Source organism: Roseateles sp. P4_D2 (genome assembly GCF_056401875.1).
On record NZ_JBFUIM010000005.1, the window covers coordinates 30903 to 51844 of the forward strand.

A 20942-nucleotide genomic window follows, 5' to 3' on the forward strand; every position below is an offset into this window, starting at 1 on the left:
ACAGGTGATCTCCCTCGACTATTCAGGCTTCAAGACGTTGCTGCTTGCCGCCGCCCTGCCCCCAGCGCCCCTGTTGCTGCTCGCGGCCTGGGGCGGTTGGCGACTCCAACGAGGCCGGCGCCTGGGCGGGGTGTTGCTGGGCCTGGCGCTGATCGGCGTCTGGCTGTCGGCCACCGAGGCGGTGGGCGAACTGCTGAGCCGGGCCGTGGGGCTGCCCACGGCTCTTGAGCCAGCCCGGATTGACGCGTTGCGCGCTCGCTCAGACGGCGCGGTGCTCGTGCTGGGCGGCGGCGTGAAGCGCCATGCGCCTGAGTTCGCCGCTGGTGCTCCGGCCCGCATCACCGCCGAACGCCTGGCCTATGGCGTCTGGGTTGCCCGGCGCAGCGGCTGGCCGCTGGCCTTTTCCGGCGGTATCGGCTGGACAGCGACTGAACTGCGCGAACCCGAGGCCGACATCATTGCCCGCGTGGCGGCTCAGGACTATGGCCTCCCACTGCGCTGGGCCGAAGCCAGTTCACGGGACACGCGGGAGAACGCCGCCCACACGCTGCCGCTGCTGGCGAAGGCGGGCGTGAAACAGGTCGTGCTGGTCACGCATGAGGCCCACATGCGCCGCGCGCTGCGCGCCTTCGAGGCCGAGGCCGCACCGTTAGGTCTGACGATGCTGGCGGCCCCCATGGGCCTGCGCGATGACGCGTTGAGCAGCTTTGACGACTGGTGCCCCTCCGTCGAGGGCTTTGCACGTGTGCGCTATGTGGTCTACGAGACCTTGGCGTGGTGGGCGGGTCGATGAGGCGCCACAAATAGAAACCCCGCCGGGCTTTAAGGCCGGGCGGGGTGGGTGGCTATGCCACCTTGGGGCTCCACGGCGATTTGCCGAAGGGCTCCTGGCGCGCAAGGGATTGCGCCAGAGGTTGTGCCTCAAAAGGCATCTCAACAGTAGGCGAGCACGCTCAGGGCTTCAAGAAGAGTTGCCCGAATAGCGCCTCGGCCCGCGCCGTGATCTCGGGCGGCAGGCTGATACCGCGGCCCCATTCTCGGCTGGTCTCGCCGGGCCACTTGTTGGTCGCGTCCAGCCCCATCTTGCCGCCCAGGCCGCTGACCGGTGAGGCGAAGTCAAGGTAGTCGATGGGCGTGTTGTCCACCAGGGTGGTGTCGCGCACCGGGTCCATGCGCGTCGTGATGGCCCAGATCACTTCCTGCCAGTTGCGCGTGTCGATGTCGTCGTCGACCACGACGATGAACTTGGTGTACATGAATTGGCGCAGGAAGCTCCAGATGCCGAACATCAACCGCTTGGCGTGGCCGGGGTAGGCCTTCTTGATGGATACCACGGCCATGCGATAGCTGCAGCCTTCAGGCGGCAGATAGAAGTCAACGATCTCGGGAAACTGCTTTTGCAGGATGGGCACGAAGACCTCGTTGAGCGCAACGCCAAGGATGGCGGGCTCGTCCGGCGGCTTGCCGGTGTAGGTCGAGTGGTAGATCGGGTTCTTGCGCTGGGTCAGGCGAGAGATCTCGAAGACGGGGAACCAGTCCTGCTCGTTGTAATAGCCGGTGTGGTCGCCGAATGGGCCTTCCAGCGCGTGCAGATAGCCGCCCTTTTCCTTCAGCGGCACGCCGCGCTCGCTGACGCCGGTGTAGCCGGGTGCGGCAGGCGGGATGTGGCCTTCCAGCACGATCTCGGCCGAGGCCGGTGCCTGAAGCGGTTGGTTCTTGCCCACGCCGGTATTGACCAGTTCAGTACGCGAGCCGCGCAGCAGGCCGGCGAACTGATATTCGGACAGGCTGTCTGGCACCGGCGTGACGGCGCCCAGGATGGTGGCCGGATCGGCACCGAGGGCCACGGCGATCGGAAACGGCTCGCCCGGATGGGCCAGCGCGTGGTCGCGGAAATCCAGCGCACCACCGCGGTGCGCCAGCCAGCGCATGATGACCTGGCGGGGGGAAATAAGCTGTTGGCGGTAGATGCCCAGGTTCTGGCGGGTGCGGGTCGGCCCCCGGGTGATGACCAGACCCCACGTGATCAGGGGGGCTGCGTCGTCCGGCCAGCAAGTCTGTATGGGCAGGCGGCCGAGGTCGATGTCGCTGCCCTCCATGACCTCTTCCTGGCAGGCCGCGCGGCGCTGCACGGCGGGCTTCATGTCCCACAGGGCCTTGGCCATCTGCAACAGTTTGCCGGCGTCTTTCAGGCCCTTGGGTGGGTCGGGCTCCTTGAGGCTGGCGAGCACCCGGCCGACATCCCGCAAATCGGCCAGAGACTCAGCGCCCATGCCGAGTGCGACGCGACGCGTTGTCCCGAAAAGATTGGTCAAGGCGGGGGTGGAAAACCCGGCCGGCGCCTCGAACAGCAGGGCCGGTCCGCCGGCCCGCAGCACGCGGTCGCTGAGGGCAGTCATCTCCAGCACCGGCGAGACTTTTTCACGCACGCGCTTGAGCTCTCCGAGGCCTTCGAGGCCGGCGATGAAGTCCCTCAGATCGCTGTATTTCATAACCAAAAGTAGTTTTGAAGAGGCAAAACAACCTTGACTGGTTATCTACGCCTCGTAAAATTCGTCGCTTCGGGTTTTTACTGAAGCCCAACCGGCCAGGTCCTCCGGGCACAGAGATGCCACAGACCAGAGCAATCGGCCGGGAAATTATCACCGTCGCCCCACCCAGACCGCTTCGCATCGAGGCAGCCTGAGGCGGGTTGCGGCACAAGGAGTCGAATGACGACACGTCAAGACCTGTTCAGCCTGGCTCGCCACACGCGGGATTCGGCGTCGCTGTTCGTCAAGGACATCGGCAACGGCCTGCTCGTGGTCAGCCACAACACACTGGCCCTGCTGGGGCTGGCCGTGGTGTCGGTGCTGCTGGTGTTCACGAGCCAGGCCGGCCTGCGTGAGAAAGTGGAATCCGCCACCCTCGGCTGGCTGAATGCGCGCCATGAAGCGCGTGCCGAGGCCGAGGGCAACACCCTGATGGCGTCGGCCGAGCCCGATGCCATTGCCCGCGCCACCGCCACCGACCCCCGCGAGCTGAGCCGCCAGCAGGCCGCCGTCGCCCATTGGCTGGCGCGCCGGTACAGCGTGGCGCCGGAACCCATCAGCCGCCTCGTGCAGGAAGCCTGGGCCGTGGGCCAGCGCGCCAAGGTCGAGCCAACGTTGATCCTGGCCATCATGGCCATCGAGTCGCGCTTCAACCCTTTTGCGCAGAGTGCCGTTGGCGCCCAGGGCCTGATGCAGGTCATGACCCGCGTGCACGACGACAAGTACGAAGCCTTCGGCGGCACGTTGGCGGCCTTCGATCCGGTCACCAATCTGCGCGTGGGCGTGCAGGTTTTGAAGGAATGCATCCAGCGCGCCGGCGGCCTGGAAGAGGGCCTGCGCTATTACGTCGGCGCGGCCAATCTGGCCGAGGACACAGGCTATGCGGGCCGCGTGCTGGCCGAGCACGACCTGCTGAAGGCGGTCGCGGCCGGCCGCACGGTGCCGACCATGACGACCGTCCGGCCGCTGGTGCGCGAAGCGGCGTCTGCCCCCTCGACCGGCGACTCCGCCCAGGTGGCCCTGCTGCGCTGAGGCGCGGCTGACATACACTGAGCATTCACGCGACTGGCGATCAGGGTCACTAGCTGACCTGAGGTGGGCCACCACCGGGGAGCGTGAGGCGGCTGTCCTCTGTCGACATGACAACCGCTATCAGCCGTTCGCCTGGGCAGCCTTGGGACATCACGCCTGCCGTGACCGCCGGGGATTCACCGCCTGACCTTCGGAAACACCAGCATGTTTGACCGCAACACCTCCACCCTCGCCTTGGTCGACCCCGAACTCTGGACCGCCGTCCAGAACGAGAACCGCCGCCAGGAAGACCACATCGAGCTGATCGCCAGCGAGAACTACACCTCGCCGGCCGTCATGCAGGCCCAGGGCAGCCAGCTGACCAACAAGTATGCCGAGGGCTACCCCGGCAAGCGCTACTACGGTGGCTGCGAGTACGTCGACGTCGTCGAGCAACTCGCCATCGATCGCCTGAAGCAGCTCTTCGGCGCCGAATTCGCCAACGTGCAGCCCAACTCCGGCTCGCAGGCCAACCAAGGCGCCTTCTTCGCGCTGCTGCAGCCGGGCGACACCATCATGGGCATGAGCCTGGCCGAAGGCGGCCACCTGACCCACGGCATGGCGCTGAACATGAGCGGCAAGTGGTTCAACGTCATCAGCTACGGCCTGGACGCCAATGAAGCGATCGACTACGACGCCATGGAAGCCCTGGCCCGCGAGAAGAAGCCCAAGCTGATCATCGCTGGCGCCTCGGCCTACTCGCTGCGCATCGACTTCGAGCGCTTCGGCAAGATCGCCAAGGAGATCGGCGCCTACTTCATGGTCGACATGGCGCACTACGCCGGCCTGATCGCCGCGGGCGTCTATCCCAACCCTCTGCCCCACGCCGACGTCGTCACGTCCACCACGCACAAGAGCCTGCGCGGCCCGCGCGGCGGCATCATCCTGACGAACGACGAGGCGATCGCCAAGAAGATCAACTCGGCCATCTTCCCCGGCATCCAGGGCGGCCCGCTGATGCACGTCATCGCCGGCAAAGCCGTGGCCTTCAAGGAAGCCCTGACGCCCGAGTTCAAGGTCTACCAGGAGCAGGTCGTCAAGAACGCCAAGGTGCTGGCCGACACGCTGATCGAGCGCGGCCTGCGCATCGTCTCCGGCGGCACGGAGAGCCACGTCATGCTGGTGGACCTGCGTCCCAAGAACCTGACGGGCAAGGAAGCCGAGGCCATCCTGGGCGCCGCCCACATGACCTGCAACAAGAACGGCATCCCCAACGACCCGCAAAAGCCCATGGTCACCAGCGGCATTCGCCTGGGCACGCCGGCCATGACGACGCGCGGCTTCAAGGAGGAGCAAGTTCGCCAGACGGCCCACCTGATCGCCGATGTGCTGGACAAGCCGCATGACGAGGCCAACCTGGCCGCCGTGCGCGAGAAGGTTGCGGCGCTGACGGCCGCCTTCCCGGTCTACCGCGGCTAAGTCGAGCCTCAATGCGCTGCCCGTTCTGCTCTCACACCGAAACCCAGGTCGCCGAGACCCGGGAGTCGGATGAGGGTGACGTCGTCCGGCGCCGGCGCCGCTGCCTGTCCTGCGACAAGCGCTTCACGACCTATGAGCGGGCTGACATTGCCATGCCCTCGGTCGTCAAGAAGGACGGGCGGCGCGCCGATTTCGACGCGTCCAAGCTGCGTGCCTCCATGCAGCTGGCCCTGCGCAAGCGGCCGGTCAGCGTCGAGCAGATCGATGCGGCCATCAACCGCATCGAGGAGAAGCTGCTCGCCAGCGGCGCCCGCGAGCTCGCGTCCACGCGACTGGGCGAGCTGGTCATGCGCGAGCTCAAGCGCATCGACAAGGTCGCCTACGTTCGATTTGCGTCGGTGTACCGCAGCTTCGAGGACGTCGACGAGTTCCGGCAGCTGATCCGCGAGATCTGATACCGGGTTGACCCTATCCCCCGGCGGGGGGAGATGAGGGGGAGACCAGGGGGATGGGGCACCCGCCATCCCTCTTCGTTCCGCCTTTGGGGGGAAAGACGCGGTGAGCCCCGCTTCCTAGAGTTCGTTCCATCAACAACGAACCCAGGGAAGCACCATGAACCGCACCGCCAACACCCGTCGCAGCAACCGTGGTTTCACGCTCGTGGAGCTCTGCGCCAGCGTCGGCATCTGCGCCGCCCTGCTCGGCCAGGCGGTCCCAGCCATGGGTACGATGCGCCAGCAGCAGCAACTGCGCGTCAGCGCGGACACCCTGGCCAGCGACCTGCGCCTGGCGCGCAGCGAAGCGGCCCGCCTGGGCGACTCGGTCTTCTTCCGCATCAGCGGCAAGGGCGCCAACGCCTGCTACGTGATGTACATCGGCGCCAAGGACGACTGCGATTGTGCTGGCGGCAAGGCCGCCTGCAAGAAGCCGAGCAGCCAGGTCATCAAGGCCGAGTGGCTGCCGACGACCCAGCCCGTGCGCCTCAGCAGCAACGCCGAGACGCTGCAATTCCAGTACCTCCAAGGCCTGGTCACCCAGGCCGGCAGCATTGATCTCAGCCTGAGCGGCGGCCAATCCATCCGCCAGGTCGTGGCGCTCACCGGCCGCGTGCGCAGCTGCTACGTGGGCACGAACAAAGTCAGCGGCATGCCCAAGTGCGCCTGAGGGCCGTTTCATTCGCCCCTTCATTCATGGTGGATGCCGACCAGCGGCGCAACTCGGCGGATGAGCGGCCAAGACGTTACCGATCGTTGTGACGTACTGCCGAAAATCCGCCCATGCGCACCTGTTCCCGTCCGCGACGCCGTGGCTTCACCCTGATCGAGCTGATGGTCGCGCTGGCCATTGCCGGCATCCTCGCCGCGGTTGCCTACCCCGCCTACACCTCGCACATGCAGCGAGCCCGCCGCGCAGACGCCATCTCCGCGCTGACCGCCGTCATGCAGGCGCAGGAGCGTTTCCGCAGCAATTCAGCCACCTACGCGTCGACCCTCAGCGCGCTGAACTTGAACATTGCCAGCATCACGCCCCTTTACAGCGTCAGCCTCTCAGGCGTCGGCGCAACCCCGGGGTTTGACGTCGGCTACATCGCCACGGCAACCCCTATCGCCGGCGGCAAACAGGCGACGGATCTGACCTGCAAGACCCTGACGGTGACCCTGGTGGGTGCTACACCCCAGTACTCGGCGACAGGCGACCCCAGCAACAGCGGCACGAATCGCGACACCGGCTCTGAATGCTGGCCTCGATAGTCATGAGAAGCCCTGTCCGCATCTTGAAGGCCCGGATATCCGGCCTGACGCTGATCGAGATCATGGTCGCCGTGGCGGTTCTCGGCGTCATATTGGCGATGGCCATTCCTTCGATGGCCGATTTGCTGGAAAGGCGCCGGGTGACGGCCGCTGCCGAAGAGGTTTCCGGCATATTGACTTACGCCAAGGCGGAAACGAATGCGGCCAATTCTCTGCTTTTCGTTCGATTCGACCCGCACGCGACGATGAGCTGCGCGATGGTCGTGACATCGGCGGGGGGCAACAATTGCAGATGCCACTATCCGGCGAACAATCTTTGCCCCACCGGAGGCGGCAGGTCATTGCGCCTGTTCCAGTTGCCCAAAACCCATGTGCAGTTCGATGCTGAGGGTGTCTGGGCCGCTGGCAACAACTACATCCGATTCGCGCGCGATCAGATGACGATGGAGACTGGGAATTTCCAAGTCGACGTGGTGGGCCTGGGAAAAGGCTACACGCTGCGCATTGAGGTGAATGGCATCGGGCGTGTCAGGGTTTGCGCGCCGTCTGCGCCGGCCGAAAGAAACGAGGCCAAGCCGTTTCAAAGGATGAGTGGGTACGCGTCATGCTGAATACCGCACGCACCAAGTCGTACCGAGCCCAACGCGGGTTGGGTCTGGTTGAATTGATGGTGGGCATCACGGTCGGCCTGATCGTCACCGCCGGCGCGGCCGTCGTGGCCACGCGGCAGATCAACGAACATCGGCGCCTGATGCTGGAAGTGCAGATGCAACAGGACCTGCGGATCGCCGCCGACCTGCTGCAGCAGGACATGCGCCGGGCGGGTTACCGCGGCCTGCCTTCAAAGGGGGTCTGGGAGCCCGAGCGCAACGCGGGCGCAACGCCGGCCAAGGAAGCCGCCTCCAGCCCTTACACCGCATTGACCCAGACCACCGCTGGCGGCAGCGATCTCTTTTACCGCTATGCGAAGAAGGCCAACGGCATTCTGAACGTGAGCAACATCGTCTCAGGCAACGAGCAATTCGGCGTCAAGTTGGAAGACGAGACGCTCTCCATTGCGCTGGGCCTGCTAGCCAACGGCGCTCACAACTGGCAGCCCATCACCGATCCGAACGTCGTCAGGATCACGAATTTCGCAGCCAACATCGTGACGCAGCAGATTCCTCTTGACGATCTCTGCGATCCGTCCTGCACGTCGGCGGGAACCTGCCCGACCCAGTCCTTGAGAACCGTCAATTTCACGATCCGGGCGGTCGCCAGGGCCGATCCCAGCGTCGTCCGTACGCTGACGGTCAGCGAAAAGATTCGCGCCGACGACATCAGTGGGGAATGCCCAGCATGAAGCAAGAACCTTTCATGCATTTCGCACGGCCCCAGCGCGGTGCCGCCACGCTGGTCGTGGTCATGGTGCTTTTCCTGGTCATGGCCCTGCTGGCCGCCTATGCCAACCGCAACCTGATGTTCGAGCAGCGCATCTCCGGCAGCTATTACCGCGCCAGCATGGCTCAGGAAATGGCCGAAGCAGGCGTGGAATGGTCCGTGGCCATGCTCAATGGCACGGGCATCGACGACAACTGCGCCACGGTCGCCACGGGCGGTACGCGCTTTGTCGACAAATACCTCAATGTCTCGGCCGCCGATCGTGCCGTCACGAGCAAGCTCCCGACCCCTTCCAACCTCAACCTTGTCGTCGATTGCTCCTCGACCGACACGGGTCTGGTCTGCCGCTGCCCGGCACCCGCTAGCCGCACGGCCCAACCCAGCACGGCCCTCGCAGGCGCCCTGATCCCAAGCTTCGGCATCGCCTTGGGCACGGACGCCGCCACCCATTACGGCAGCTTCCTGTTGTCAGCCTATGGGTGCACCGACAGCAGCGTCGACAACTGCGTCAGTGCCAACACCGAGGCCCGCAGCCAGCGGGCGGCGGCCACGGTGCTGCAGAACACCGCCATCGCCTTCATTGCAGCGGTGCCTTCCTCGCCGGCCGCACCGTTGACGGTCAAGGGCAACATGACGACCGCGGGCAGCGGCGGCCTGGGCCTGCACAACACCGACCCGCGCTCGGTCGGCCTGCTCGTCGTCTCCGGTGGCCTGGCGCCGACGCTGAATGACGATCGCATGGACAGCGTACCGGGTACGCCGCCGGATCAGGCGCGGGTCTTCGGCGACACCTCTCTACAGAACCTGGGTAACACCACCGAAGGCAACATCAAGTTCTTCCGCAACTTCATGGGCATGGCGCCGAGCCGATATCTCAACCACCCTGCCGCACGCGCCGTGACCTGCGCGGTCGATTGCGGCACGGCGCTCGTCGACGCCGTCAACGCCGGCAAGCGCATCCTGACTGTCAGCGGCGACATGGCCATCAGCTCCGATGTCACCATCGGCACGGCGGCTGCACCGGTCGTGCTCGTCGTGTACGGCGACGTGGCCCTCACTGGCCCCATGCAACTGAACGGCATGCTGGTCGTCCTCGGGGACCTGACCTGGACGAACAACACCGCAGGGGCCTCGCAGGTCACGGGCATGGTGGTGGTCCAGGGTCAAATGACCGCAACGGGCCAGATGGACATCATCTACCAGCAGTCCATTGCGAACGAGCTGCGCAACCGCCTGGGCAGCTACGCCCGCGTTTCAGGTGGCTGGATCGACGGGACCTACGGAATTTGACGATGCTCAAGTCCTTGCACTCCCAAACTTCCCGCCGCGCCTCGCGCCGCCAGCGCGGCGTCACGCTGATCGAGGCCCTGGTGGCCTTGCTCGTGATGTCCTTCGGCATGCTCGCCCTCGTCGGACTGATGAGCAATCTGCGCCGGGGCGCCGACCTGGCCAAGCAACGCAGCGAGGCCATGCGCATCGCCCGCGCCGAGATGGCCACGTTGAAAACCTTCACGACGGTGACGCGGACCGCGGCGACGCCAGCCGCGACACCGGCCTATAGCGATATCAGCGCCCAGGCGGCAACGCCGCTCACGCCGGCGGACTCGAACACCACCTACAGCATTGAGCGCCTGGTCACGCAGTTGGCTGGCGCCAGGCATGTCCGCGTCAGCGTGGCCTGGACCGACCGCGCTGGCGACCCGCAGTTCGTCAACCTGGACACGGTCGTCGCCGCTGTGGATCCGCTCTTCAGTGCGGCCGTGGGCTTCACACCGCCGGCAGGGCCTGTCACGCTGCCCTCTGCCCGGCACCCCGCCATCCCGGTTGGAGCCAAGCAACTGGATGGCAAGAACAGCGCCTTCATTCCGAGCAGTTCGACCGGAGTGGCCTGGGTCTTCAATAACGTGACGGGCGTCATCACCGGCAAATGCAGCATCACGCCGGGCACGGCCGTCTCCGCGCTCACCGCCGCCGGCGTTGAATCCTGCAAGAACAACACGGTCGGCTACCTGCTCAGCGGCGTGATCCGGTTCTCCAACAGCAACCCGCCCAACCCGAGCGCCCCCGGTGGCACAGCCATCGACCTGGGGCTGGCTATCACTGGCGGCAGCTATTCATTGCCACAACTCGTCAACGGCGCGCCGGTAATGAGCGGTGGCAGCATGGTGCTGGACACGTTCACCGCCTCGGCGCCGACACCGGCGCCAGACTGCTTCGACGATGCCCCCACCACGTCGCCAAGCGCCCAGCCCTTCGTCACCTACAACTGCATCGTCTACCCCGATACCACCACCAAACTCTGGTCTGGCAAGCTTGAACTGACGGGCATCACCATCGGCACCACCGCATCCGAATACCGCGTCTGCCGCTACAGCGCCGACTACAACGGCAACGGCAGCAGGTTCACGACCGACTTGAAGGCGTTGGAGAACGAAGAGCATCCCGAGGTCTATGGCAAGGTGACGGGATCCCTGGCACGCCAGAACTTCCTGGTCATCCGCGGCGACCTTGACTGCCCGACTGCGCCAGCGGTGAATCCAAGTGCCGGCGTCTTCGCCGACTACTCGACCATCCAGCTGCAGCCTGCCCCTGGACCTTAGCCGCCGCGTTGGCGGGCCCTAGACTGCTCGCATGAATTCGCCCGCAATCACGGCGGCGCTGCTGCGAGCGCTTTCCCTGGCCGAGCAGGCCATCGGCCTGACCGACCCCAACCCCCGCGTCGGCTGCGTCATCCTGGCTCCCGACGGCCGGGAACTCGGCGCGGGCCACACCCAGCCGGCTGGCCAGGCCCATGCCGAAGTGATGGCGTTGCGCGATGCAGCCGCGCGCGGCCACGATGTGCGCGGCGCGACCGCCGTTGTCACCCTCGAGCCCTGCTCCCACCATGGCCGAACGCCTCCCTGCTGCGATGCGCTGATTGCCGCCGGCATCGCGCGCGTCGTGGCTGCGGTCAAGGACCCCAACCCACAAGTCGCCGGCCAGGGCCTCGCGCGCCTGAAGGCTGCCGGCCTGCAGGTTGAACTGGCGGACCCGGCCATCGCCGAGGCGGCCAGCGAACTCAACATCGGCTTCTTCTCGCGCATGCAGCGCGGCAGGCCCTTCGTGCGCCTGAAGTCGGCCATCTCGCTCGACGGCCGCACCGCCCTGCCCGATGGCCGCAGCCAATGGATCACCGGCGAGGCCGCCCGCACCGACGGCCATGCCTGGCGCAAGCGCGCAGGCGCCATGCTGACCGGCATCGGCACCGTGCTGGCCGACGACCCGCGCCTCGATGTGCGCCTGGTGCCGACTGCTCGTCAGCCGCTGCGCATCGTGCTGGACCCGCAAGGCCGCATGCCAGGCGGCGCCCGCATCCTGCAGCCCCCCGGAGAAGCCCGCGTCATCGGTCCCGGGCGGGCCAATCTGGCCGCGCTGCTGACCGAACTCGGCGCCCAAGGCATCAATGAACTGCATGTCGAAGCCGGTCCGACGCTTTCCGGGGCTTTCCTCGATGCCGGCCTGGTCGACGAGCTGCTGATCTACCAGGCGCCCATGCTGATCGGCGAAGGCCGCCCGCTCGCGGCGCTGAGCCCGCTGGCCGAACTCGGCGACGCGCGTCGCTGGCGCCTCATCGAAGCCACACCCATCGGCCCGGATCTGCGCCTGCGGCTGCGTCCCAAGTAACGCCCCACGCGGCACCAGCCGCTAGGGTCGCCACCTACAATCGCCGGCTATGCCCATCTCCCCCATTCCCGAGCTGGTGGCCGAGCTGGCTGCCGGCCGCATGGTCATCCTCGTCGACGAGGAAGACCGTGAGAACGAAGGCGATCTCGTGCTGGCGGCCGACCTCGTCACGCCCGAGGCCATCAACTTCATGGCCCGCTACGGCCGCGGCCTGATCTGCCTGACCCTGCCCCGCGAGCATTGCGAGCGCCTGCAGCTGCCGCCGATGACGCGGCGCAACGGCACCCAGCATGGCACCGCCTTCACGGTGTCCATCGAGGCCGCCACCGGCGTCACGACCGGCATCTCCGCCGCCGACCGTGCCCGCACCGTGCAGGCGGCCGTCGCTGCGGACGCCAAGGCCAGCGACCTCGTGCAACCCGGCCACATCTTCCCGTTGCAGGCCCACGACGGCGGCGTGCTGATGCGCGCCGGCCATACCGAGGCCGGCTGCGACCTGGCGCGCATGGCCGGCCTGTCGTCCACCTCGGTGATCTGCGAGATCATGAAGGACGATGGCACCATGGCTCGCCTGCCCGACCTTGAGATTTTTGCTGCCGAGCATGGCCTGAAGATCGGCACCATCGCCGACCTCATCGAACACCGCAGCCGCCACGAGAGCCTGATCCAGCGCGTTGCCGAGCGCCGCCTGAACACGGCCCAGGGCGAGTTCGACTGCCAGGTCTTCACCGACCGCACCGGCGGCACCCACCTGGCGCTCAGCCAAGGCCAGTGGACGCCCGACACCGAAGTCCTCGTGCGCGTGCACGAACCGCTGTCGGTCATGGACCTGCTGGAAGCCGGCCCCTGCGGCCACTCCTGGGGCCTGCCCGCCGCGCTGGCCGCCGTCAAGGCCAGCCCGGGCGGCGTGGTCGTGCTGCTGAATTGCGGCGAGGACGCCGCCGGCGTGCTGGCCCGCGTGCAGGCCTGCGAGCCGGCCCCCGCCACCAAGGGCGCGATGGACCTGCGCACCTATGGCGTCGGCGCCCAGATCCTGAAGGCCCTGGGCGTACACCGCATGCGCCTGCTGGGCAGCCCGCGCCGCATGCCCAGCATGACCGGCTATGGCCTCGAAGTGACCGGCTTTACTGCGCCTCCCAACTGCTGAACCCGAAAGGCCCGCGATGCAAGATTCCGAACCAGGCCTGCCCAGCTTCGAGGGCGCTCTCGATGGCAGCGAGCTGACCATCGCCATCGTCCAGGCGCGCTTCAATGACGCCATCACCTCGACCCTGGCCAGCGCCTGCCTGGCCGAGCTGTCGGTGCTCGGCGTGCCGACCGAAGCCATCCGCCACGTCACCGTGCCGGGTGCGCTGGAAGTGCCACTGGCCCTGCAGGCCCTGGCCGAGAGCAATGACTTCGACGCGCTGATCGCCCTGGGCTGCATCATCCGCGGCGAGACCTACCACTTCGAGCTGGTGGCCAACGAGAGCGGCGCGGCCGTCACCCGCGTCGGCCTGGACCATGGCATCCCGATCGCCAACGCCATCCTGACCGTCGAGAACGAAGCCCAGGCCTGGGCCCGCGCCGAACCCAAGGGCCGCGACGCTGCCCGCGTCGCCGTCGAAATGGCCAATCTGCTGAAAGAGATCGAGTGAACGCCTCCACCCCCAAGACCGCCACGAAGACGGCCAACAAACCTGGCGTCAAGCGCGCTCCCGCCAAGTCCGCCCGCCGCCGCTCACGCGAGGCCGCCGTGCAAGGCCTCTACCAATGGCTGCTGACCGGCGAGGACATCGGCGCCATCACCGCCCTGGGCCGTGAGCAGGAAGGCTATGCCAAGCTCGACGTGAAGCACTACGACGCGCTGCTGGCTGGCTGCGTCAACGAAGCGGCTGATCTCGACGCCATCCTGTCGCGCCACGTCGACCGCAAGACCACCGAGCTCTCGCCCATTGAGCACGCCATCCTGATGATCGGCGCCTACGAGCTCAAGCACTGCGTCGACATCCCCTACCGGGTCGCCATCAACGAGGCGGTCGAGCTGGCCAAGTCCTTCGGCGGCACCGATGGGCACAAATATGTGAACGGCGTGCTGGACCGCGCGGCGGGCGACTTGCGCCCCGTCGAGGTCGCAGCCAAGCGTTGACGAAGCGCTGATGAAACTGGCCGCGCGGCTCGACCGCATCGAGCCCTTCTATGTGATGGAGCTGGCCAAGGCCGCGGCCCGGGTCGCGGCCGGGCCGCTGTGCGATCCGGCGCTGGGCGGCCGGCACATGATCCGCCTGAATGTCGGCGAGCCCGATTTCGGCGCCGCGCCCGCGGTCCGTGAAGCCGTGGCCCGCGTGGCCCAGGGCCCGACGCCCTACACCGATGCCCTCGGTTTGCCCGCATTGCGCGAAGCCATCTCGCGCTGGTACGGCCAGCGCTTCGGCCTCGCCATCGCGCCCGAACGCATTGCCATCACGGCCGGCGCGTCGGCCGGCCTGCAGCTCGCCTGCCTGGCCCTCTTCGAGCGCGGCGACGAGGTGTTGATGCCCGACCCCTGCTACCCCTGCAATCGCCACTTCGTGACGGCTGCGGACGCCACGCCGCGGCTGCTGCCGACCGGCGCCGCGGAGCGCTTCCAGCTCGGAGCGCAGCAGGTCCGCGACGCGTGGACACCGGCGACCCGTGGCGTGCTGCTGGCCTCGCCGAGCAACCCGACCGGCACGTCCATTGCGCCCGAGGTGCTGGCCGACATCGCCGGCTTCGTGCGTGAGCGCGGTGGCGTCACGGTGGTTGACGAGATCTACCTGCCGCTCAGCTACGAGGAGCACTTCGGCCACAGCGCGCTTGCACTGGGCGAGGACATCATCTCGGTCAACAGCTTTTCCAAGTACTTCGGCATGACGGGCTGGCGCCTGGGCTGGCTGGTGTTGCCCCCTGATCTCGTGCCCGCCATCGAGCGGCTGGCGCAGAACCTCTATATCTGCCCGTCCACGCTGTCGCAGATGGCGGCGCTGGCGGCCTTCGAGCCCGCCTCCATCGCCGAGTTCGAACGCCGCCGTGCGGTACTGCGCGAGCGCCGCGACTACATCGTGCCCGCGCTCAACGCCCTGGACTTGAATGTGCCAGTGCCCCCGGACGGCGCCTTCTACGCCTGGATGGATGTCAGCCGCCATCACGCCGACAGCTGGGCCTTCGCCCACGAACTGCTGCAAAGCGCCCAGGTCGCGCTGACGCCGGGCCGCGACTTCGGCCTGACCGATCCGCAGCGCTGGATGCGCCTTTCCTTCGCGTCGTCGATGGAAGACCTGCAGGAAGCCGTGCATCGTCTGCGCGAGGTGATTGGATGAACTTCGAATTTCCAGTTCGCGTGTACTGGGAAGACACCGACGCCGGCGGCATCGTCTTCTACGCCAACTACCTGAAGTTCTTCGAGCGCGCTCGCACCGAGTGGCTGCGTGCGGCGGGCGTCGAGCAGCACCAGCTGCGCGAGGACACCGGCCTCATCTTCGTCGTCGCCGCTACCAGCCTGCGCTACGCCGCGCCGGCCAAGCTGGATGATCTGCTGACCATCACTGTCGAACCTGAGCCCGCGGGCCGCGCCAGCCTCGTGGTTCGCCAGCGCGCGCTGCGCGCTAACACGCTGCTGTGCGAAGGCGAGATCCGCATCGGCTGCGTGCGCGCCAGCGACCTGAAACCCCAACGCCTGCCCGACACCGTCGTGGCAGCGATCACCGCATGAACCAAGACCTGTCCATCGTCTCCCTGATCCTGCACGCCAGCTTCGCGGTGCAGCTCGTCATCGCGGGCCTGCTGCTCGTGTCGCTGGCGAGCTGGAGCGTCATCTTCGGCAAGCTGATCGGCCTGGGCCAGATCAAGCGCCGCAACGACGCCTTCGAGGCCGAGTTCTGGAGCGGCAAGAACCTCAACGACCTCTACCAGTCGGTAGGCAACCGTGCGGATGCCGCACCTCTGGAGCGCATCTTCGCCTCAGGCATGCGCGAGTTCCTGAAGCTGCGTGAGAAGCGCGTGACCGATGCCGGCGCCCTGCTCGACGCAGCCCGCCGCGCGATGCGCGCGAGCTTCCATCGCGAGCTGGACGCGATGGAGCACAACCTGTCCTTCCTCGCGTCGGTGGGCTCGGTCTCCCCGTATGTCGGCCTGTTCGGCACCATCTGGGGAATCATGCACGCCTTCGTCGGCTTGTCGAATCTGACGCAGGTGACGCTGGCCACGGTCGCGCCGGGCATTGCCGAAGCGCTGGTCGCCACGGCCATCGGCTTGTTCGCCGCCATTCCCGCCGTGCTGGCCTACAACCGCTTCGCGCGCCAGATCGACCGCAGCGCAATCACGCTGGAGACCTTCATCGAGGAGTTCTCCAACATCCTGCAGCGCAATTCCACCGCCCACAGCTGATGGCCTCCATCTCCTCCCGTGGCGGCCGTCGGCGGCGCACGATGAACGAGATCAACATGGTCCCGTTCATCGACGTGATGCTGGTGCTGCTCATCATCTTCATGGTCAGCGCGCCGCTGATCACGACTGGCCTCGTGGACCTGCCCAGCGTGGGCAAGAGCCGCCAGCAGCCCGAGCATGTCATCCAGATCATCGTCGGCACCGACGAGAAGCTGAAGATCAAGGTCGACCAGCTCGAGCCCGAATCGATTCCCGCGAACCGCCTGGCCGAGCGCGTCAAGAAGGCGCAGGGCAAGGATGCGACCAGCCCCGTCGTCATCTCGGCCGACAAGAACGTCAAGTACGAGGCCGTCGTGCAGGTCATGGACACGCTGCAGCGCGCCGGCATCCAGCGCGTCGGCCTGGCTGTGAAGAGCGGCGCCTCCTCCTCCAAGTGAGATGACGAGCGCGACCTTACGCCCCCCCGAGGCTGCGGGCCTCGGCCGCGGCATGACCCTGGCGCTGATCGCCCATGGCCTGCTGATCCTCGCGCTCAGCTATGGCCTGAACTGGCACAGCGATTCATCGCCCGCCTTCGAGGCCGAGCTGTGGTCGGCGGTGCCCCAGGTGGCCGCGCCGCGCGAGGAAGCGCCGCCCGAGCCCGAACCCGAAGCGCCCAAGCCCGACACCCGCGCCCAGCAGCGAGCAGCCGAAGAGGCCGCCGCCGAGCAGCGTGAGGCCGAGATCGCCATCGCCAAGGAGAAGAAGCGCAAGGAGGAAAAGGCCCGCGACGAGGCTGCCAAGGTCGAGCGCGACAAAGCCGCCCAGGAGAAGCTGGCCAAGGACAAGCTCGCCAAAGAGAAAGCGGACAAGGAAGAGCAGGACCGCAAGAAGGCCAAGGACACCAAGGCGGCCAAGGACGCGAAAGAGGCGAAAGACACCAAGGAGGCCGATGCCCGGCGCGAAGCGCTGCGTCAGGAAAACCTGCGCCGCATCCAGGGCATGGCCGGTGGCACGCCCGGCTCCACCGGCGCCGCGGCCCAGAACTCGGCGCCGTCCGCGGGATATGCCGGCCGCATCAAGGGCAAGATCCGCCCCCTCATCATCTACCCGGACGATGGCGTCGCGAACCCGACCGCCGAGGTGCAGGTGACGCTGGGCCCCGACGGCCGCATTCTTGGCAGCAAGGTGCTCAAGGCCAGTCCCGACCCCGACTGGGATCGTGCCGTGCTGCGCGCCATCGAGAGGGCCGAGACCCTGCCGCGCGACATCGACGGCCGCGTGCCACCAGTGCTGATCCTCACCTTCCGCCCGCGCGAATAGTCCTGACGGCCCGAGGCTTCAAAGCTCCAAGGAGATCGGCCGCCCCGGCAGCACCCGGTGCAACTCGTCGGCCAATGCCTGAAGGTCCATGGGTTTGCTGAGGTAGCCATCCATACCGGCTTTCAGGCAGGCATTGCGCCGCAGATCCGTGTCGCCGGCAGTGGCGGCAATGATGGGGAAAGGCGGCAAGTTGCCGACGCGCTGCAAGGACCTCAGATGCTCGCTGGCTTCCAGCCCGTCCATGACCGGCATGTCCACGTCCATCAGCACCATGTCTGGCGGCTCGTCGCAGCAGGAGTCGAGTGCCTCGATGCCGTCGCCGGCCACCACCACTTCGTAGCCCAAGGCCTCGAGCTGGCCCCGCGCGACGATCTGGTTCACGACGTTGTCGTCCACGACGAGCACACGGCGGCTCTCCTGGACGTACAGCGGCGTGGGCGACGTCAGCCGCGACAGTGCGGTCGAAGTCCGGGTATCGACATGCGCGGTGAAGCGCTCCAGCTCCAGCGGGCTGAGCGGGAGCACCCGGATGTCGACCGAGCACTGGCGCCGAAAGCGCAGCGTGTCGGAGCCAGAGACCACGGCGAGCACCGTCCACAGGCTGGGCAAGGCCTGGGCGATCTGTTCGAGCTGGGCCAGTTCCTGGCCGCTGTTCTCCGCGACGATCATCAACATCGGTGCCGCAGCAGCGGATATCGCCGCCGCGGCCTCCTCGATCCGCTCGAACGACACCACGTGCCAGCCCAGGTGCCGCAGCCTCGTCTCGACCGAGTCCAGCGCGCCGGGCGGAGGGCTGACCAGCCATGCCACCGAGCCGGTGGCGTTGGGTGAGTGCTCGAACACCACCTCTTCCGCGACAACTTCGCCGCTCAGTGAGATGACCAGGCCGTCAAGCCCCGCGTCGACGAACTGGACCGAGCCGGCGGTGGCCGGACAAGGCGCTTGCGCTCGCGCAATCAGCCCTTGGGCCACATCGGTATCCTCGGCAACCAACTGCAGGCGCTGCAGCACGCCCATGACATCGGATGGGCAACTCGCGCCAGTGCCAGCGGCGTGGATGACGATGCTGCTTCGGCCGAAGACCGGCGGCTCGACCACCGCGGTGAACATGACGAAACCCGACTCAAAGCAGTCGACGATGCCCAGCAATATCCGGTGGATGCCGGCACGCAGGTAGGGCCCAGGATCGTGAAGCTCGAGGCGGGGCCCGTGATAGTCGAAGTAGGTGACAAGCCCCTTCTTTCTGGCGTGGGGCAGCACGTCGCGCGCGCTCTGGGTGAACAGCTCTGAAAACTCCATCGGCGGACTCTTGCTAACTGTCCGCGAGACTAGGGCAAACCCAGCTGCCAGATGGTTTCCAATTGTGGCCGCTGCTTACACACGGATGCCTTGTGTCAATTCACGCGGCCAGCCGCCGGGTTCAGCACCATGCGATCGACGGACCAGCGCCCCGCGCCCCACAGCGCGATGGCCAGGGCCAGCACGCCCCACAAGATGTGCTGCGCCTCACCGGCGGCCGACAGGTCCTCCGCCGGCAGTGAAAGCGCCGCCATCAGGTTGACGACAAAGAGGCTCACACCGGCGAAGCGGCCCACCAGGCCGAGCACCAGCAGCACCGGGATCACCAGCTCGCCCGCGGTGCCCATGTAGGCCGCAAGCGCCGGCGGCAGCAGCGGCACCTGGTAGTAGTCGTTGAACAAGGCCAGCGTGGACGACCAGTCGCGCAGCTTGACCAGGCCCGACATGAAGAAGACCTTGGCCACGTAGAGCCGCGCCGCCAGCAGCGCCAGCGACTGCAGATGGCTGACCAGCGTGTCCAACGGCGCGGGCAGCCGGGTGGGTTGCAGGCCCGGGTCGGTGACGGCGCGCAGCGCGTTGGAGATCAGAGCTTTCATGGTGTGGTGGTCCGGTTCGGTGTTGTGGCCCTGACTCCCTGCAGCCAGGCGTTGTGCAACGCGGCTTGCAGCCAGGCGGCGAAGTCGAAGTCGGTTTCACCGCCAGAACCTTTCACTGTGGCCGCCTCCAATGCCTCGGCAAGATTCACCGCGTCGATCAGGGCCCGCATGAAGACCGCATCAGCGGCCGACACGGGTTGCCATTTCCCGCGCCAACCGGCTCGCCAGACCACCACCGGGCCGTCGGACTGCGCCAGCACCGCCAGGCCTGGCCGCAATTGCAGCCAGAGCTTGTCGGGCGATGTGGTGCCGAGCAGGGCCAGCGAGTCGGCGTCCAACGAAGCGTCCTGCGCGCGTTCGGCCCGGTGCAGCGCCCAATCCAGGCGAGCGAGATCGGGCAAGCCCGAAGCCTCGCCGGCGCGCTCCAGCAGGAAGCCTTCGAGCGCCCCACCCCACTGCCCCAGGTCACCGCTCTCGGGCGGGTGGGCGCGCCAGAAGGTCCAGGCCAGCGACGCGAATTCGTCCTCGCCGAGTTCCTCGCGCAAGCGCACAAAGGGCACGGCCAGGGCTTGGGCCGACAGCGCCCGCAGGTTGTTGCGATAGGCCGCCAGGCCGCGCTCGCCGCCAGTCAGGCCGGGCGGCGCCTCGCCACGCCCCAGCAGCGCATCGACAAAGGCCTGCTGAGCGGCCTTCACGGGTGCAGCGCCCTCGCCCGCTGGCCTTCAGCCAGCAGCACCGCCAGATCGGGCACAGCGGTGTCCCATTCGATCAGCGTCGGCAGCGGGCCCAGCCGCTGCAGCGTGTGTTCGTAGACACGCCAGACCTCGTCACGCACGCGGCTGCCATGGTCATCGATGACGAGACCGTCGTCCTGCTCACAGTGGCCGGCCAGATGGATCTCGCCGACGCTGCCGGGGCGGATCGCGTCAACCCAGCGCATGGCTTCACCCGCCGCGTCGCCCGGCGCCAGGCCGGCATTGCGCGCATTGACGAAGAGGTTGTTGACGTCCAGCAGCAGGCCGCAGCCGCTGCGCCGTGTCAGCTCGTTGAAGAACTCCGGCTCCGCCAGGGTGTCACCGGCCCAGCCAACATAGGCACTGATGTTCTCCACCAGCATGGGCCGGCCCAGGCGTTCCTGGACCTGCTGGACATGGGTCGCCATCAGCGCGAGGGATTCGTCGGTGAAGGGGATGGGCAGCAGGTCTGCCGCATGCAGGCCCGTGCCCACGCGGGCAAAGCAGGCGTGGTCGGACACCCAGCGGGGCTGCATGCGTTCGACCAGGCGGGCCAGGCGTTCCAGGTGAGCATCGTCCAGCCCGGCCGCCGAGCCCGGGGCCAACCCGACGCCGTGCAGGCTGAGTTCATAGGCCGCGCGGCCTGCTTCCAGAACGGCGAGCGAGATACCGCCGTCGGCAAAGAAGTTCTCTGAATGGACCTCGATGAAGCCGAGTGCGGGGCGCTCGGCCAGCAAGGTCTCGTAATGCGGCTGGCGCCAGCCAATGCCCACGCAGGGCAAGGGTGGCGCCGAGGTCATGGCGGTCAAGCCC

General features: G+C 67.1%; 24 protein-coding genes and 1 riboswitch. Of the genes, 19 read left to right on the plus strand and 5 right to left on the minus strand.

The window, feature by feature from the left end; genetic code table 11:
- Positions 1–4 precede the first annotated feature (4 nt).
- Positions 5–793 carry a YdcF family protein gene (locus tag AC1DW0_RS10225; protein ID WP_162247846.1) on the plus strand — a complete coding sequence of 263 codons (789 nt, stop codon included), beginning with the start codon at positions 5–7 and terminating at the stop codon, positions 791–793.
- 160 nt (positions 794–953) lie between these two features.
- Here the strand turns inward: AC1DW0_RS10225 and ubiD are convergent, their stop codons facing one another.
- Complete coding sequence (ubiD, locus tag AC1DW0_RS10230; protein ID WP_056202345.1) at positions 954–2492, minus strand: 4-hydroxy-3-polyprenylbenzoate decarboxylase; 1539 nt, start codon at positions 2490–2492, stop codon at positions 954–956.
- A 219-nt stretch (positions 2493–2711) separates the two neighbouring features.
- Between ubiD and AC1DW0_RS10235 the strand changes: the two genes are divergently transcribed.
- The 18 genes from AC1DW0_RS10235 (at position 2712) to tolA (ending at position 17500) form a co-directional block, all read left to right on the plus strand.
- On the plus strand, positions 2712–3563 hold the full coding sequence (locus tag AC1DW0_RS10235) for a lytic transglycosylase domain-containing protein (RefSeq protein ID WP_056202343.1): 852 nt from the start codon (positions 2712–2714) through the stop codon (positions 3561–3563).
- A 19-nt stretch (positions 3564–3582) separates the two neighbouring features.
- A riboswitch (ZMP/ZTP riboswitch) is annotated at positions 3583–3708 on the plus strand.
- 59 nt (positions 3709–3767) lie between these two features.
- Entirely contained in the window at positions 3768–5021 is a 1254-nt protein-coding gene (gene glyA, locus AC1DW0_RS10240; protein WP_056202341.1) for a serine hydroxymethyltransferase, read from the plus strand.
- Positions 5022–5032: 11 nt separating this feature from the next.
- Positions 5033–5476, plus strand: coding sequence for a transcriptional regulator NrdR (gene nrdR, locus AC1DW0_RS10245; protein WP_056202338.1), 444 nt, complete (start codon positions 5033–5035; stop codon positions 5474–5476).
- Between the two features lie 157 nt (positions 5477–5633).
- A complete protein-coding gene (locus tag AC1DW0_RS10250; protein ID WP_056202335.1) occupies positions 5634–6185 on the plus strand; it encodes a GspH/FimT family pseudopilin in 552 nt (183 codons plus the stop codon).
- Positions 6186–6298: 113 nt separating this feature from the next.
- Positions 6299–6772 (plus strand): type IV pilin protein, encoded by a 474-nt coding sequence (locus AC1DW0_RS10255; protein ID WP_477945703.1) that lies wholly within the window; start codon positions 6299–6301, stop codon positions 6770–6772.
- Between the two features lie 2 nt (positions 6773–6774).
- Positions 6775–7383 (plus strand): pilus assembly FimT family protein, encoded by a 609-nt coding sequence (locus AC1DW0_RS10260; RefSeq protein ID WP_162247845.1) that lies wholly within the window; start codon positions 6775–6777, stop codon positions 7381–7383.
- On the plus strand, positions 7377–8114 hold the full coding sequence (locus AC1DW0_RS10265; protein ID WP_157281970.1) for a PilW family protein: 738 nt from the start codon (positions 7377–7379) through the stop codon (positions 8112–8114). Before AC1DW0_RS10260 ends, AC1DW0_RS10265 begins: the two co-directional genes overlap by 7 nt.
- Positions 8111–9442, plus strand: coding sequence for a PilX N-terminal domain-containing pilus assembly protein (locus AC1DW0_RS10270; protein ID WP_477945706.1), 1332 nt, complete (start codon positions 8111–8113; stop codon positions 9440–9442). Before AC1DW0_RS10265 ends, AC1DW0_RS10270 begins: the two co-directional genes overlap by 4 nt.
- Positions 9443–9444: 2 nt before the next feature.
- On the plus strand, positions 9445–10752 hold the full coding sequence (locus AC1DW0_RS10275; protein WP_457392791.1) for a type IV pilus modification PilV family protein: 1308 nt from the start codon (positions 9445–9447) through the stop codon (positions 10750–10752).
- A gap of 31 nt (positions 10753–10783) precedes the next feature.
- On the plus strand, positions 10784–11815 hold the full coding sequence (ribD, locus tag AC1DW0_RS10280; RefSeq protein ID WP_457352679.1) for a bifunctional diaminohydroxyphosphoribosylaminopyrimidine deaminase/5-amino-6-(5-phosphoribosylamino)uracil reductase RibD: 1032 nt from the start codon (positions 10784–10786) through the stop codon (positions 11813–11815).
- A 49-nt stretch (positions 11816–11864) separates the two neighbouring features.
- Positions 11865–12962, plus strand: coding sequence for a bifunctional 3,4-dihydroxy-2-butanone-4-phosphate synthase/GTP cyclohydrolase II (gene ribBA / locus AC1DW0_RS10285; protein ID WP_056202317.1), 1098 nt, complete (start codon positions 11865–11867; stop codon positions 12960–12962).
- Positions 12963–12978: 16 nt separating this feature from the next.
- Complete coding sequence (gene ribH / locus AC1DW0_RS10290) at positions 12979–13452, plus strand: 6,7-dimethyl-8-ribityllumazine synthase (RefSeq protein ID WP_056202314.1); 474 nt, start codon at positions 12979–12981, stop codon at positions 13450–13452.
- Positions 13449–13943, plus strand: a complete 495-nt coding sequence (gene nusB, locus AC1DW0_RS10295) for a transcription antitermination factor NusB (protein ID WP_056202311.1) — start codon at positions 13449–13451, stop codon at positions 13941–13943. The genes ribH and nusB overlap by 4 nt, the downstream gene beginning before the upstream one ends.
- A 10-nt stretch (positions 13944–13953) precedes the next feature.
- Positions 13954–15132 carry a pyridoxal phosphate-dependent aminotransferase gene (locus AC1DW0_RS10300; protein ID WP_477945709.1) on the plus strand — a complete coding sequence of 393 codons (1179 nt, stop codon included), beginning with the start codon at positions 13954–13956 and terminating at the stop codon, positions 15130–15132.
- The gene (gene ybgC, locus AC1DW0_RS10305; RefSeq protein ID WP_056202301.1) at positions 15129–15524 is read left to right on the plus strand and encodes a tol-pal system-associated acyl-CoA thioesterase; all 396 of its coding nucleotides are present in this window, start codon (positions 15129–15131) and stop codon (positions 15522–15524) included. Before AC1DW0_RS10300 ends, ybgC begins: the two co-directional genes overlap by 4 nt.
- A complete protein-coding gene (gene tolQ / locus AC1DW0_RS10310) occupies positions 15521–16198 on the plus strand; it encodes a protein TolQ (protein ID WP_056202298.1) in 678 nt (225 codons plus the stop codon). Before ybgC ends, tolQ begins: the two co-directional genes overlap by 4 nt.
- A complete protein-coding gene (tolR, locus tag AC1DW0_RS10315) occupies positions 16198–16635 on the plus strand; it encodes a protein TolR (RefSeq protein ID WP_056202295.1) in 438 nt (145 codons plus the stop codon). The genes tolQ and tolR overlap by 1 nt, the downstream gene beginning before the upstream one ends.
- Position 16636: 1 nt before the next feature.
- Positions 16637–17500, plus strand: coding sequence for a cell envelope integrity protein TolA (gene tolA / locus AC1DW0_RS10320; protein WP_477945712.1), 864 nt, complete (start codon positions 16637–16639; stop codon positions 17498–17500).
- A gap of 18 nt (positions 17501–17518) precedes the next feature.
- On the opposite strand, the gene AC1DW0_RS10325 is transcribed toward tolA, so the two are convergent.
- The 4 genes from AC1DW0_RS10325 to bufB all read right to left on the minus strand — a co-directional run bounded on the left by AC1DW0_RS10325 (position 17519) and on the right by bufB (position 20929).
- A complete protein-coding gene (locus tag AC1DW0_RS10325) occupies positions 17519–18799 on the minus strand; it encodes a response regulator (RefSeq protein WP_477861531.1) in 1281 nt (426 codons plus the stop codon).
- Between the two features lie 95 nt (positions 18800–18894).
- Positions 18895–19395 carry a DoxX family protein gene (locus tag AC1DW0_RS10330; protein WP_477945714.1) on the minus strand — a complete coding sequence of 167 codons (501 nt, stop codon included), beginning with the start codon at positions 19393–19395 and terminating at the stop codon, positions 18895–18897.
- The gene (locus AC1DW0_RS10335) at positions 19392–20090 is read right to left on the minus strand and encodes an HvfC/BufC family peptide modification chaperone (RefSeq protein WP_477945716.1); all 699 of its coding nucleotides are present in this window, start codon (positions 20088–20090) and stop codon (positions 19392–19394) included. The genes AC1DW0_RS10330 and AC1DW0_RS10335 overlap by 4 nt, the downstream gene beginning before the upstream one ends.
- Positions 20087–20929 carry an MNIO family bufferin maturase gene (bufB, locus tag AC1DW0_RS10340; protein WP_477946035.1) on the minus strand — a complete coding sequence of 281 codons (843 nt, stop codon included), beginning with the start codon at positions 20927–20929 and terminating at the stop codon, positions 20087–20089. The genes AC1DW0_RS10335 and bufB overlap by 4 nt, the downstream gene beginning before the upstream one ends.
- Positions 20930–20942 lie beyond the last annotated feature (13 nt).